General features: G+C 60.6%; 11 protein-coding genes and 4 tRNA genes. 1 reads left to right on the forward strand and 14 read right to left on the reverse strand.

All coding sequences use genetic code 11. The annotated features are described in order from the left end of the window. Window positions 1-93: 93 nt before the first annotated feature. Window positions 94-170 (reverse strand) — tRNA-Val (locus tag FRT59_RS08700). A 184-nt stretch (window positions 171-354) separates the two neighbouring features. Between FRT59_RS08700 and FRT59_RS08705 the strand changes: the two genes are divergently transcribed. Then, window positions 355-1,638 carry an NAD(P)/FAD-dependent oxidoreductase gene (locus tag FRT59_RS08705; RefSeq protein ID WP_034117586.1) on the forward strand — a complete coding sequence of 428 codons (1,284 nt, stop codon included), beginning with the start codon at window positions 355-357 and terminating at the stop codon, window positions 1,636-1,638. A gap of 70 nt (window positions 1,639-1,708) precedes the next feature. Here the strand turns inward: FRT59_RS08705 and FRT59_RS08710 are convergent, their stop codons facing one another. From FRT59_RS08710 to accD, 13 genes are all read right to left on the reverse strand, one after another. Further along, complete coding sequence (locus tag FRT59_RS08710; protein ID WP_153837996.1) at window positions 1,709-2,944, reverse strand: c-type cytochrome; 1,236 nt, start codon at window positions 2,942-2,944, stop codon at window positions 1,709-1,711. A 2-nt stretch (window positions 2,945-2,946) separates the two neighbouring features. Further along, window positions 2,947-3,486 carry a (2Fe-2S)-binding protein gene (locus tag FRT59_RS08715; RefSeq protein WP_038369461.1) on the reverse strand — a complete coding sequence of 180 codons (540 nt, stop codon included), beginning with the start codon at window positions 3,484-3,486 and terminating at the stop codon, window positions 2,947-2,949. Continuing rightward, on the reverse strand, window positions 3,479-6,310 hold the full coding sequence (locus tag FRT59_RS08720; RefSeq protein WP_153870969.1) for a xanthine dehydrogenase family protein molybdopterin-binding subunit: 2,832 nt from the start codon (window positions 6,308-6,310) through the stop codon (window positions 3,479-3,481). Before FRT59_RS08720 ends, FRT59_RS08715 begins: the two co-directional genes overlap by 8 nt. Window positions 6,311-6,738: 428 nt before the next feature. Further along, window positions 6,739-6,815 (reverse strand) — tRNA-Asp (locus tag FRT59_RS08725). Between the two features lie 105 nt (window positions 6,816-6,920). After that, window positions 6,921-6,997, reverse strand: a tRNA-Asp gene (locus FRT59_RS08730). A gap of 55 nt (window positions 6,998-7,052) precedes the next feature. Beyond that, a tRNA-Val gene (locus FRT59_RS08735) sits at window positions 7,053-7,128 on the reverse strand. A 107-nt stretch (window positions 7,129-7,235) separates the two neighbouring features. Then, window positions 7,236-8,000, reverse strand: coding sequence for an SDR family oxidoreductase (locus FRT59_RS08740; RefSeq protein ID WP_153870970.1), 765 nt, complete (start codon window positions 7,998-8,000; stop codon window positions 7,236-7,238). An 11-nt stretch (window positions 8,001-8,011) separates the two neighbouring features. Continuing rightward, a complete protein-coding gene (locus tag FRT59_RS08745) occupies window positions 8,012-9,223 on the reverse strand; it encodes an O-succinylhomoserine sulfhydrylase (RefSeq protein ID WP_153870971.1) in 1,212 nt (403 codons plus the stop codon). 65 nt (window positions 9,224-9,288) lie between these two features. Further along, complete coding sequence (purF, locus tag FRT59_RS08750; protein WP_015884965.1) at window positions 9,289-10,794, reverse strand: amidophosphoribosyltransferase; 1,506 nt, start codon at window positions 10,792-10,794, stop codon at window positions 9,289-9,291. 41 nt (window positions 10,795-10,835) lie between these two features. Next, window positions 10,836-11,393, reverse strand: coding sequence for a CvpA family protein (locus tag FRT59_RS08755; protein ID WP_005789751.1), 558 nt, complete (start codon window positions 11,391-11,393; stop codon window positions 10,836-10,838). Between the two features lie 247 nt (window positions 11,394-11,640). After that, entirely contained in the window at window positions 11,641-12,297 is a 657-nt protein-coding gene (locus tag FRT59_RS08760) for an SPOR domain-containing protein (protein WP_153870972.1), read from the reverse strand. After that, entirely contained in the window at window positions 12,281-13,588 is a 1,308-nt protein-coding gene (folC, locus tag FRT59_RS08765) for a bifunctional tetrahydrofolate synthase/dihydrofolate synthase (protein ID WP_153870973.1), read from the reverse strand. Before folC ends, FRT59_RS08760 begins: the two co-directional genes overlap by 17 nt. Continuing rightward, the gene (gene accD, locus FRT59_RS08770; RefSeq protein WP_034116866.1) at window positions 13,585-14,505 is read right to left on the reverse strand and encodes an acetyl-CoA carboxylase, carboxyltransferase subunit beta; all 921 of its coding nucleotides are present in this window, start codon (window positions 14,503-14,505) and stop codon (window positions 13,585-13,587) included. Before accD ends, folC begins: the two co-directional genes overlap by 4 nt. Window positions 14,506-14,529: the final 24 nt, after the last annotated feature.

The raw sequence follows: 14,529 nt of genomic DNA on the forward strand, positions 1-14,529 counted from the left end.
TCTCTGGGTGACTGTGGCCCAAATCACAGACAACAAAAAAGGGCCCACCTTTCGGTGAGCCCTTCTAGACCGCCCAGCAGAGCGGATTTTGTTTGGTAGGCGCGATTGGACTCGAACCAACGACCCCCACCATGTCAAGGTGGTGCTCTAACCAACTGAGCTACGTGCCTGCTGTGAGGCGGCATTCTACGGAATTCCGGAGGGGTGTCAACATCTTTTTTGCAGCTAAGCCTATGAATATGCGAATTTTTTATTTGCGCCAGGCATACCTGGGATTTTCGGGTGGCTGGCAGGCAATTTTCAACTCAGGTAGGATCGCCGCACTCGTAAAAAATATAAAACAGAGGTTCCAGGATGGCGAACACCCCTTACCCCCAGTCGTATTACGCCGCTTCTGCGAATGCAGTTCCACCCCGCCCCGTACTGCAAGGTGAAGTCGAAACCGATGTGTGCGTGATCGGTGCCGGCTATACCGGGCTTTCCAGCGCGCTGTTTCTGCTGGAGAACGGTTTTCGCGTAACAGTACTGGAAGCCGCCAAGGTGGGTTTTGGTGCCTCGGGTCGTAACGGTGGGCAGATCGTCAACAGTTACAGCCGCGATATCGATGTGATCGAGCGCAGTGTCGGCCCCAAGCAAGCACAACTATTGGGGGATATGGCCTTTGAAGGCGGCAAGATCATCCGTGAGCGCGTGGCCAAATACCAGATTCAGTGCGACTTGAAGGATGGCGGCGTGTTCGCCGCACTCAACAGCAAGCATATGGGCCACCTGGAGTCGCAGAAGCGCCTGTGGGAGCGCTACGGCCATACGCAACTGGAGTTGCTGGATGAGCGCCGCATCCGCGAAGTGGTGGCCTGTGACAACTATGTCGGCGGCCTGCTCGACATGAGTGGCGGGCATATCCACCCGCTCAACCTGGCCCTGGGTGAAGCGGCGGCAGTGGAGTCCCTGGGCGGCACGATCTATGAGCATTCGGCTGCGGTGCGTATCGAGCGCGGCGCCAATCCTGTGGTTCACACTGCCGAAGGCAAGGTCAGAGCCAAATTCATCATCGTCGCGGGCAATGCCTACCTTGGGAACCTGGTGCCGGAGCTGGCGGCCAAGTCGATGCCGTGCGGCACCCAAGTCATCACCACTGCGCCATTGGGCGATGAATTGGCCAGAACTTTGCTGCCGCAGGATTACTGCGTCGAGGACTGCAACTATCTACTCGATTACTACCGCCTCACCAGCGACAAGCGCCTGATCTTCGGCGGCGGCGTGGTGTATGGCGCGCGGGACCCGGCGAATATCGAAGCGATCATCCGACCGAAAATGCTCAAGGCATTCCCGCAGTTGAAAGACGTAAAGATCGACTACGCCTGGACCGGCAACTTCCTGTTGACCCTGTCGCGCTTGCCGCAGGTCGGCCGCCTTGGCGATAACATCTATTACTCACAGGGCTGCAGCGGCCATGGCGTGACGTACACGCACCTGGCAGGCAAGGTACTGGCAGAGGCGCTAAGAGGCCAGGCAGAACGTTTTGATGCGTTTGCGGATTTGCCGCATTACCCGTTCCCGGGCGGGCAGATGTTGCGCACGCCATTTGCGGCGTTGGGGGCTTGGTACTACGGGTTGCGGGATAAATTCGGAATGTAAGCACACAATGTGGGAGCGGCTTGATCGCTCCCACAATTGTTGTGCGCTTCAGCCTAGCGCTACGCTGCCGTCATTGCGCCTTATGCTCGATGGCCGGCGCCTCAGCTTGCAGCTTCTGCACCTGGTTCACCGCCAGCTCAGCCGATTGCCCGCCCCAGCCTTGACGCAGATAGTTGAGCAGATCGGTCAGTTGCTGCGAGCTGAGTTTTCCGGCGAAACCCGGCATCGGTTGCATGCGCTCGAACCCGGAAAATTTCTGCTCACCGATACCGTCCTCGATCACACGCAGCAGGTTGCGCGGGTCTTGCAGGCGCAGCGTGGTGTTGCCGCGCATGGCCACCGCAATGTGCGGCTTGCCTTCGCCACCCGCGGCGTGGCAACCGGCGCAGACGTTCAAGTATTCCTGATGACCGCGCTGAGCGCTTGGGCTGAGTTTATCCACCGGCACTTCGACCAGCGCTTGAGCCGGCGGTGGTTTATCGCCGAGCAGGAACGTCGCCATCGCAGCCAGATCCGAATCGCTCAGGCCCTGGGTGCTGTTGTGGAACACCGGGAACATCTCGTTGAACATCGTGCCTTGCGCGCTCATGCCGTGCTTGAGGAACGTGCCCAGATCCTGCTCGTTCCAGCCGCGAGCGGCCAGGTCAGTGGCAAGCAGGCTGGGCGCCAGATAACCATTGAGGACGCCGCCGCTCAGGCGCTTGTCCAACTCCATCGCGCCCGGCAGGCCGCGGGGCGTATGGCATTCGCCGCAGTGCCCGAGCACCTCGACCATGTACTGGCCGCGTTTCCAGGCTGCGCTTTTGCCTTCGGCCGGCTCCAGTTTGAGGGCTTTGCCGTAGAGTACGTTCCAGCCCATCAGGCCCAGACGCACGTTGAACGGAAAGCTCAGGCTGGTCACCGGTGCTGCGCGCTCGATTGGCTCGATGGTTTTCAGGTACGCATGAATCGCGTCCGAATCTTCGCGCGGCATCAGGTGGTACGAGGTGTACGGCATCGCCGGATACAAATTCGCACCGTCGCGACGCTTGCCTTCCGTCAGCGCAGCGAAGAACTCGTCATCGTTGTACAAACCGATGCCGTGGTCCTTGCTCGGCGTGATATTGGTACCGAAGATCGTGCCGAACGGCGAGACGATCGGGAGGCCGCCCGCAAACGGCGCTCCGCCCGGCGCAGTGTGGCATGCCATGCAATCAGCCGCACGGGCGAGGTATTCGCCGCGCTTGACCTGATCATCGGCATGGGCAAGCAACACCGGCGCAGCCAGGCCGACCGCCAGGGTCAGGCGGGTCAGAAAAACCTTCATGCTTAACCCTCCTTGACCAGGCCGAGATCGGTCAGCACGTTGCGGGTGGCGTTGTAGTAACGCACGTACCCGGTGCAACGGCAGACATGATGGCCCAGGCTGTCCTCGATGACTTGCTCCAGCTTGCTTTGCACGGTCGGCTGGCGTTGCAGCTTTTCCACCAGCACCGTCGCCGCGTTGACGAAGCCCGGCGCGCAGTAGCTGCACTGGAACGCGAACTCATCCACGAAGCGCTGCTGGATCGGGTTCAGCTCAGTGACCTGGCCCGACTCGTCGCGCTTGGCGTGCGATTCGATGGTGCGCACTTTCTTGCCTTCGAAGTAATGCGCGCCCGTGATGCAAGTGCGCACTTCTTCGCTCGTGCCGTCCGGGTTGTCGACGATCACTACGCAAGCGTGGCAAATGCCTTGGCCGCAGCCAAGACGCGAGCCGGTAAGGTTTTTGTATTCGTGCAGGTAATCGATCATCGGCAGGTCATCAGGGATGTCCACCGGGCCGACGGATTGACCATTGAGGGTCAGTTGAAGCGGACGGTTAGCCATTGAGGGCCTCCTTGATGCGCGCAGCAGTGATTGGCAGGTCGCGAACACGTTTACCGATGGCATGCGCCACGGCGTTACCGATGGCCCCGACGATCGGAATCATCACCACTTCAGCGATACCTTTGGACGGATCGCTTGGCGACAGCGCCGGCAGAATCTCCGACGTCTGTTTCCAGACGGCTACGTGACGCGCCATCGGCAGACGGTAACGGTTGAAGTTCCAGTCCCCCTCCCCCGGCCCGCCTTCATACAGCGGCATCTCTTCCATCAACGCGTGACCGATGCCCATGGCGACACCGCCTTCGAGTTGGCCTTTAACCAATTGCTCAACCAGCACACGACCGCACTCGACCCACGAATGGTGATTGAGTACCTCGACCTGCGCCGAGCCCTTGTTGACCTTCAGCTCAACCAGCGTGGCGACCGGGCTGTAGTAAGTCACCGCAGCGTTGTTCAACTGCGTCGCTGGGTAGCTGATGTTCTGGCGATCCAGCAAGTGGAAACCGGCAGTGCTCATCAGCGCTTGCTTGGCCTTCGGTGCACCGTCGCCGTACTTCACGGCCAGAGCGTCGAGCGGCAGACGCTCGCGCACGCCGTCGATGCTGTACTCAGCCTCTGCCCAGCTCCAGCGGTTGAAACCGTGGACAGTGGCAGCGGTGACCAGGCCACGCTCGTGAGCGCGCTTGGCCAGCGTTTCAAAGCTCAACGGCTGCATGCCGTTGGCGGTGAGTTTGCCGTCGACCCAATGCGCATCTTCACGGCGCACCACATAAGGGTTGGCCTGGCCGCCAAATGGGCCTTGGCGCCAGATCTCCAGCGCCGCGGGCCACAGACCGTGGTTGAACAGCACGCGCGCCGCTTCACGGGTGGCGTGGCTGAAGTAGTACGCCGAGTTGGTCGCGGAAGACGCCGAAGCGAGCTTGCCAACCCAACGCGGGTTGCGCAGCAAGTTGTCCTGCTCGGCCTGGCTCATGATGTAAGGGTTGCCGCTGGTGATCAGCTGCATTTCCTTCCATTCTGTTTCGCCGGTCTTGACGTCGTGCGCCGGACTGCCGAGGAAATCGGCCACCACCAGCGATTGAGAGGTAGACATGCCGGTGCCGATTTCGATACCGATGTGGCGCAGGCTGATGCGGCCGTCAGCGGTGAATTCGACACTGGCCATCGGCGCTTCGGAACCGGTGCCGAAGTCTTTCTGGCAGATGGCGAAACCAATGCCGTACCAGTTATCCGGGTCGGCGGCTTCGCGTTGTTGCTTGATCGCGTCGCGGTTTTTCCAGACGTCGTGCACAGCGGCCTTGTCGAGAATTTCGTGCAGGCGCAAGGCACCGGCAGGAATCGCGCCCTGGGTGTTTTTCATGCCCGAGCGCAGTGCGTTCTTGCGGCGCAGTTCGATTGCATCCACACCAAGGCGCCCGGCAATTTCGTCGACCATCATTTCGGTCGCTGCCATGCTTTGCAGGGTGCCGTACCCACGCATCGAGCCGGCCTCAACACCACGCGAGTGATACGCGGTGACTTGCAGGTCGTTCTGCGGCATGTAGTAGATCGACTGTGCGGCCGTGGCGCCCACTGCCGCTACCGAGGGGCTGTAGTTGATCCGGCCACCACCGTCGACGCTCATGTCAGCGAGGAAGATTTTGAAGGTGTGGTCGTTCTTGTCTACCGCCAATTGGTAGCGGATGTCGAACGAGTGACGCTTGATGCCGCTCTGGAACTGCTCGTAACGGTCATTCGCCAGGCGCACCGGCACACCGCCGCCATACAACGCAGCGAGGGCCGCGTAGTAGACAAAGATGTTGTGGTCTTTGGAACCGTACCCCACGGTGTAACCGGGGTGCATGTTAAGGCTGGCCAGGCCGAAGCGCGATGGCGAGATCATTTTTGCGGTCTCGGTCGCAACTTCCAACGGGCATTGGGTGGCCACCACAAAATGCAGGGTCTTGGTGTGCGGATCGTACCAGCCGTTGCCATTGTCCGGCTCCATGGCAGCCGGTTCGATCGACGGGGTTTTGTAGCGCTCGTCAAACACCAGCCAGTTATCCGGCGGCGTGTTGATCTGGCCCTTCATGCGGTCGGCGTAGAACAGGCCGCGCTCGGTCAGGTTGCCGTGCAGGTTCGGCTGGGAATTCCACACCGGGCGACGGTTTTTCAACATCGGGAACAGGATCGAATCCTTGAGACTGGCGAATTCGTCTTCATCTGCCGAGGTCGGGCCACCCACGCGCACATAGCGGAAGCTACCGTAAGGGTCGCCTTCGTAATAAGGCACTTTGGCGCCATAACGAATCGCTTTGTCATTGAATTTGAGTGCGTTCTTGGCCTGACGGAAACGCTCGAAGTCGTGCCAGATCAGGATCGCCACCGGGTGACCGATGAACATCGGCACTTTGCCTTCAGGCAGCAGCGGATCCGGAGCATGTTCTTCCGGAAAGACGATACCGTCCTTGTCCAGGTCGGCAGCGGTAACAATACGATCCGGCTGCAGATCGGCGCCGAGCCACGACAGGTCGTAGCCCGCATAAATATGGTCGGCCTTGATGGTCTTGAGCAGCATGGCGTGGCCTTGCTGCTCAGGCCAACCTGGCATGTCTTTGGAACGGATATCGCGGGCGAACACTTTGCTGCCGCACACTTTCGACAAGGCATCGTTACGCTGGCGCGCCTTGCCGTTATTGCCCAGCCATTTTTCGGACGGCACGGTGACGCTGTTTTCCATCAAGGCAGCCAGCGCCTGGTTGCTGAGCGGCGTAAGCGTGACGCTCACACCCGCTACCAGCCCGCCCTGAAGGAACGAGCGCCGGGTTATTTCACGGTTGGACATGGATCATCCTCTGAGCGGTTATAAATCCGCCCTTATGGTTAAGTACACCGATTCTCGAGACTTGCAGCAGCCTTTTGGGATGAATCAAAAGGCCATGATGACAGTGCAAAGTTGACCGAAGGGTTAACTTTAAAGGTTTATGTGCCTGCGGCAAATAACCACATTGAAATTTTTTGACACAACAACGCAAAACGGCCGACGAGATCGATACGATCTGTCGGCCGTTTGCCTATCAATGGGCGGTGTTGGCGAGTGTTTTGGTGTAGCTGAAGAGATTGGCCGTTCGCCGCAGCGAACAAGAGGCTGGGACTTACAAACGCCAGACACAAAAAACCCCGGTCTTTCGACCAGGGTCTTTGCTATCGGATCAAAGAGAGCCAGTGGCTTTCCTTGTGCTTCAAGGCGTTCAGCGGGCCTTGAGGCAGATATGGCGCAGCGGACGGGACTCGAACCCGCGACCCCCGGCGTGACAGGCCGGTATTCTAACCGACTGAACTACCGCTGCGTATCGCTTGGCTGATTGAGCGTAAACCCTCAACCACCTTTAAACATCTGATCGATCAGCTTTGGCTTTTCAATCTCAAGCCCGACAAATCGAACCTGGAAAATATGGCGCAGCGGACGGGACTCGAACCCGCGACCCCCGGCGTGACAGGCCGGTATTCTAACCGACTGAACTACCGCTGCGCGTCGGTGCAACCTTTAATGTTGCGTCTTGCCCTGGGGCAAAACTCTCAAGAAGTGGTGGGTGATGACGGGATCGAACCGCCGACCCTCTGCTTGTAAGGCAGATGCTCTCCCAGCTGAGCTAATCACCCTTTGCTTCGTTGAGGCCGCGAAATTTACGCAGGTAGCGGACCTAAGTCAATAGCCTGCTTGAAGTTTTTCTGAAAAAGACAAAATCACTTCAAGACCGCTACCCGCCCTACTCGCTGTAAATCATCTTCTTGCTCATGCCACCGTCCACCACAAACTCTTGCCCGGTGACGAACCCGGCCTGACGCGACAGCAACCAGGCCACCATCGCCGCCACGTCCTCCACCGTACCCACCCTGCCCGCTGGGTGCTGGGCATGATCGGCATCGGTGAGCGGCTCGGCACGGCGCGCAGCAGGATCACGCGCATCGATCCAGCCAGGGCTGACCGCATTGACCCGTACTTCCGGCCCCAGGCTCATGGCCAAGGCGTGGGTCAGGGCCAGCAAGCCACCTTTACTCGCCGCATAGGCTTCGGTGTCCGGCTCCGATTGACGGGCCCGGGTCGACGCCAGGTTGACGATGGCACCGCCGTGGGCACGCAGGTACGGCGCACAGTGCTTGGCCAGCAACATCGGCCCACCGAGGTTCACCGCCAACACGCGATTCCAGTAAGCCAGATCGAGGCTTTCCAGGGTGATATTGCGCGGATCGGCCACCGCCGCATTGCACACCAACGCATCCAGGCGCCCGAACTGCCCAAGCACTTCGGCAACCCCCTGGGCGACTTGCTTCTCGTCGGCCACGTCCATGGTGATGAACCAGGCATTCTCGCCCAGCACCTTGGACACCCTGGAACCGCGCTCGCGGTCCAGGTCGGTCAACACCACCTGCCAGCCTTCGCTGATCAGCCACGCCGCAATCCCGAGACCAATGCCCCGTGCTGCACCTGTCACCAGCGCAACGCGCCCATTACTGGCCGCTGCGGCCTCCATGGACCACTCGATCACAAGGCAGCCAGCCCGCGGGCCAGGTCTGCCTGCAAGTCAGCGACATCTTCCAGGCCTACCGCGACGCGGATCAGGCTGTCACGAATGCCGGCCGCTTCACGCTCCTGCGGCGCCAGGCGCCCGTGGGAGGTGGTGCTCGGGTGAGTGATGGTGGTCTTGCTGTCACCCAGGTTGGCGGTGATGGAGATCAAGCGCGTCGCATCGATAAAGCGCCAGGCACCCTCTTTGCCGCCCTTGACTTCAAAGCTCACCACCGCGCCAAACCCACGCTGCTGGCGCTGGGCCAATGCGTGTTGCGGATGGCTCTTGAGGCCGGCGTAGTGCACCTTCTCGATACCGTCCTGCTGCTCCAGCCACTCGGCCAGCGCCTGGGCGTTGGCGCAATGGGCTTTCATGCGCAGGCTGAGGGTTTCCAGACCCTTGAGGAAGATCCAGGCGTTGAACGGGCTCAGGGTCGGGCCGGCAGTGCGCAAAAAGCCCACCACTTCCTTCATCTGCTCACTGCGGCCAGCTACCACGCCGCCCATGCAACGGCCCTGGCCGTCGATGAACTTGGTGGCCGAGTGCACCACGATGTCCGCACCCAGCTTCAGCGGTTGCTGCAAGGCCGGGGTGCAGAAGCAGTTGTCCACTACCAGCATCGCGCCCTTGGCGTGCGCGACTTCGGACAGCGCAGTGATATCCACCAGTTCAGCCAGCGGGTTGGAGGGCGATTCGACGAACAACAGCTTGGTGTTGGCCTTGATTGCTGCGTCCCAACCAGACAGATCCGCCAGGGGCACGTAATCCACCTCGATACCGAAACGCTTGAAGTACTTTTCGAACAGGCTGATGGTGGAGCCGAATACGCTGCGCGATACCAGCACATGGTCGCCAGCACTGCACAGGCTCATCACCACCGCCAGGATGGCCGCCATGCCAGTGGCGGTCGCCACGGCCTGCTCAGCGCCTTCCAGGGCCGCGATGCGCTCTTCGAACGCACGCACGGTCGGGTTGGTGTAGCGCGAATACACGTTGCCCGGCACTTCGCCGGCAAAACGCGCAGCGGCGTCGGCGGCAGTACGGAAAACATAGCTGGAGGTGAAGAACATCGGGTCACCGTGCTCACCTTCCGGGGTGCGGTGCTGGCCGGCGCGCACAGCCAGGGTATCGAAAGCTACGCCATCGAGGTCGCTGTCCAAGCGACCGGCATCCCATTCCTGACTCATGCTGCGACTCCTTACTCAATTCTTTATTTAAGATACAAAACCGGCCCCTCAGGGCCGGCTGTTACTCAGTTGTTATACAGATCGATGATCGCACTGACCGCCTGGGTCTTGATCTTCGACGAGTCATTGCGCGCCTGCTCGATCTTGTTCAGGTATGCCTCGTCGACATCTCCGGTGACGTACTTGCCGTCGAACACGGCGCAGTCGAACTGGTCGATCTTGATCTTGCCACCGCCGACCGCTTCAATCAGGTCCGGCAGGTCCTGGTAGATCAGCCAGTCGGCGCCGATCAGGTCGGCCACGTCCTGGGTCGAACGATTATGAGCGATCAGCTCATGGGCGCTCGGCATGTCGATACCGTACACGTTCGGGTAACGCACCGCAGGTGCGGCGGAGCAGAAATACACGTTCTTCGCGCCGGCTTCGCGGGCCATCTGGATGATCTGCTTGCAGGTGGTACCCCGCACGATGGAATCATCCACCAGCATCACGTTCTTGCCGCGAAATTCCAGCTCGATGGCGTTGAGCTTCTGGCGTACCGACTTCTTGCGCGCCGCCTGGCCAGGCATGATGAAGGTGCGGCCGATGTAGCGGTTCTTGACGAAGCCTTCGCGGAACTTGACGCCCAAATGGTTGGCCAGCTCCAGCGCAGCGGTACGGCTGGTGTCCGGAATCGGGATAACTACGTCGATATCGTGCTCGGGACGCTCGCGCAGGATCTTCTCGGCGAGCTTCTCGCCCATGCGCAGGCGCGCCTTGTACACCGAGACGCCGTCAATGATCGAATCCGGACGCGCCAGGTAGACGTGCTCGAAGATGCACGGGGTGAGTTTCGGCGCGACGGCGCACTGGCGGGTGTGCAACTTGCCGTCTTCAGTGATGTAGACAGCCTCGCCCGGCGCCAGGTCGCGGATCAGGGTGAAGCCCAGCACATCCAGGGACACGCTTTCGGACGCGATCATGTACTCGACGCCTTCGTCGGTGTGACGCTGGCCGAATACGATCGGGCGGATGCCGTGAGGGTCGCGGAAACCGACGATGCCATAACCGGTGACCATGGCCACTACGGCATAACCACCGACGCAACGGTTGTGCACGTCAGTCACGGCGGCGAACACGTCTTCTTCGGTGGGCTGCAGCTTGCCGCGTTGCGCCAGCTCGTGGGCGAACACGTTGAGCAGCACTTCCGAGTCGGAACTGGTGTTGACGTGGCGCAGGTCAGATTCGTAAATCTCCTTGGCCAGCTGTTCAACGTTGGTCAGGTTACCGTTGTGCGCCAGGGTAATGCCGTAAGGCGAGTTGACGTAGAACGGTTGAGCTTCGGCCGAGGTCGAACTACCGGCAGTCGGGTAGCGCACATGGCCAATGCCCATGTGCCCGACGAGGCGCTGCATGTGACGCTGATGGAACACGTCACGCACCAGGCCATTGTCCTTGCGCAGGAATAACCGGCCGTCGTGGCTGGTCACAATACCGGCAGCGTCCTGGCCGCGGTGCTGGAGGACGGTTAGCGCGTCATACAGCGCCTGATTGACGTTCGACTTACCGACGATACCGACGATGCCACACATGCGACGCAACCCCTACTTAATGAATCTTGACTGAACACAGCTTACTGAGGCGTTTGCGCCGGCAAGAGGTGTTCCTTGAACGGAAGATCAGCGGGTACGCTGATTCCGCTGGCCAGCCACTGACTGCTCCACCCCAGGATGAGGTTCTTGGACCAATCTGCAACCAATAGAAATTTTGGCACGAGTACCGACTCCTGCCACCACGAATCCTGCTGTACCGGCCCCAGGCTCAACAGCCCGACCGCCACGACCACCAGCAACGCGCCACGCGCAGCGCCGAAGGCCATGCCGAGAAATCGATCGGTCCCGGAGAGGCCGGTGACACGTATCAATTCGCCAATAAGATAATTGACCATTGCCCCCACCAGCAGCGTGGCGATGAACATGATGGCGCAGCCCGCGATGACGCGAGCCGAAGGTGTCTCGATGTATCCGGCCAGGTAGACCGACAGTGAACCACCGAACATCCAGGCTACGACTCCTGCAATGATCCAGGTCAGCAACGACAGTGCTTCTTTTACGAAGCCGCGGCTCAGACTGATCAAAGCGGAGATGGCGACGATTGCAACGATCGCCCAATCAACCCAGGTAAATGGCACAGTGCAGCCTACGTACGGATAAGGCGGCGCATTTTAGCAGAGCGCCGGGCTATGGGTAAGCTGTGATTGTCAGTGCCTTGCAAATCAATAGATTGGGCAGTGCAAACACTATTTCAATAGCGCTAAAAACCAATGTGGGAGGGGGCTTGCTCCCGATGGCAGTGTGTCAGTATCAGATGTGCTGACTGACCCACTGCCATCGGGAGCAAGCCCCCTCCCACATTTAGACCGCATTATTACCGGTTGATCAGCCCCGCTCTGGCTGGAACCGCACCACAAAACCATTGAGATTCTGCTGGCGCCCCAACAAGTCCCGCAGGCGGTCAGCCTCGGCACGCTCGATCAGCGGCCCGACAAACACACGATTCTTGCCATCGGCACTGCGGATATACGCGTTATAGCCCTGGGCGCGCAGCTTTTTCTGCAAGGCGTCGGCACTTTCGCGATTGGCCAGGCTAGCGAGCTGGATCGACCAACTGATCGGCAGGCCATTAGGGTCGATGCGGCTCTGGCCCACGTCCGGTTTACCCGGTGCAGCAGGCTGCGGCGCTACCGGCTTAGGCGCTGGTGCTGGTGCAACCGGCTTGGCGGCAACTGTCGGTGCCGGCGTCGGCTTGACCACCGGGACACTTGGCTGCACTGGCATCGAAGGCGCCTGTTGCGCGGCAACCTCCTCGTCAGTGGGCACAGGTTCTTCCGGCAATGCCTGAGGCTCAGGCACCACCACCGGCTCGACCTGAACCTGTGGCACCACTGGCGCCTGAGGCGCAGCGGGCGCTTCAACCACTACCTGGCGGTGTTCGTCCTGACGGGAAAACAGCATCGGCAGAAAGATCACCGCCAACGCCACCAACACCAAGGCTCCGACCATTCGCTGCTTGTATGCGCTATCCAGTAATGCCATGTGCAGCTTCCTCCGTGGAGCGCCGGGCCAACCACTCGAGCGCCTCGGCGACACAATAAAATGATCCGAACAACAGAATTTCGTCCTCGGCCGTAGCCACCGCACACTGCGCCTCGAGGGCGGCGGTGACGCTTGCATACGACGCCGCCGGCGCACCAAGGTTCTGCAAAGCGATTTGCAACTCAACCGCCGGGCGACTACGCGGTGTATCCAGCGGCGCAACAGCCCAAGACTGGACGCTGCCCAGCAACGGCGCAACCACGCCATCGAGATCCTTGTCGGCCAACAAGCCGAACACTGCCAGGCGACGCCCCACCGGTGGCGTGCGCGACAGGCGCTGCGCCAGGTAGTGGGCAGCATGCGGGTTATGACCCACATCCAACAACAGGTTCAAGCGCTTGCCTTCCCAGTCGAAGGCGCGGCGATCCAGACGCCCGACCACTTTCGTCGCCAGCAACGTCGCGGCAATCTGCGCGGCATCCCAAGGCAGGTCCAGGAGCAAATAGGCTTGCAACGCGAGCGCGGCGTTTTCCATCGGCAGGTTCAGCAGCGGCAGATCAAGCAGCTCTACAACCTGGCCACGCGCATCGCGCCCGCGCCATTGCCAATGGGTAGCACCGATTTCAAGATTGAATTCGCGGCCGCGCAGGTAGAACGGGCAATCCAGTTCGCGCACCTTGTCCAGCAAGGGTTGCGGCGGATCCAGGTCACCACACAACGCCGGCCGGCCCTGGCGAAAAATCCCGGCCTTTTGATAGGACACCGACTCACGGGTATCGCCCAGGTAGTCAGCGTGGTCAACACCAATGCTGGTAACCAGCGCCAGGTCGGCATCCACTACGTTGACCGTATCCAGACGCCCGCCGAGACCGACCTCCAGCACGACCACATCCAGTTGCGCACGCTCGAACAGCCAGAACGCCGCCAGGGTGCCCATCTCGAAATAGGTCAGGGAAATATCGCCACGCCCGGCATCCAGGGCAGCGAAGGCTTCGCACAACTGCTCGTCCGTGGCTTCGACACCATTGAGCTGTACCCGCTCGTTGTAGCGCAGCAGGTGCGGCGAGCTGTACACGCCGACGTTCAGGCCCTGGGCCTGCAACAACGCGGCGACAAAGGCACAGGTGGAGCCCTTGCCGTTGGTGCCGGTCACCGTGATCACACGCGGTGCCGGCTGGCCCAACCCAAGGCGGGCTGCTACCTGTTGCGAGCGCTCCAGGCCCATGTCGATGGCGGACGGATGCAACTGCTCAAGGTAGGCGAGCCATTCGCCCAGGGTACGTTGGGTCATAGGTTTGCAGGCACCGGTGGCACGACGATCGGCTCGACTTTAGGTGCGATGTACACAGGCGTCGGCAGGCCCATCATTTGCGCCAGCAGGTTGCCCAGGCGTGGGCGCAGTTCGCCACGCGGAATAATCAGGTCGATCGCGCCGTGCTCCAGCAGGAACTCGCTGCGCTGGAAGCCTTCCGGCAGTTTTTCCCGTACGGTTTGCTCGATCACTCGCGGGCCGGCAAAACCGATCAGTGCCTTGGGTTCGCCGACGATCACGTCGCCCAACATCGCCAGGCTGGCGGAAACGCCGCCGTAGACCGGGTCGGTCAGCACGGAGATGAACGGGATACCTTCTTCGCGCAGACGCGCCAGTACTGCCGAGGTCTTGGCCATTTGCATCAGCGAGATCAGGGCTTCCTGCATACGCGCACCACCGGAGGCGGCGAAACAGATCATCGGGCAGCGGTTTTCCAGGGCGTAGTTGGCGGCGCGCACAAAACGCTCGCCGACGATGGCCCCCATGGAGCCACCCATGAAGGAGAATTCAAAGGCCGAGACCACCACCGGCATGCCCAGCAGCTTGCCACTGACCGAGATCAGCGCGTCTTTCTCGCCGGTCTGCTTCTGCGCAGCGGTCAGGCGGTCCTTGTACTTCTTGCCATCGCGGAACTTGAGACGGTCGACCGGCTCCAGGTCAGCGCCCAACTCGTTACGGCCGTCGGCATCAAGGAAGATGTCGATGCGCGCGCGCGCGCCGATACGCATGTGGTGGTTGCACTTGGGGCAAACGTCCAGGGTCTTTTCCAGCTCCGGGCGGTACAGCACCGCGTCGCAGGATGGGCACTTGTGCCACAGACCTTCAGGAACCGAGCTTTTCTTCACCTCGGAACGCATGATCGAAGGGATCAGTTTGTCTACTAACCAGTTGCTCATGCTTTCTTTCTCCAGTACCGGTGG

Origin of the sequence: Pseudomonas haemolytica, assembly GCF_009659625.1 — a bacterium.
Lineage (GTDB): Bacteria > Pseudomonadota > Gammaproteobacteria > Pseudomonadales > Pseudomonadaceae > Aquipseudomonas > Aquipseudomonas haemolytica.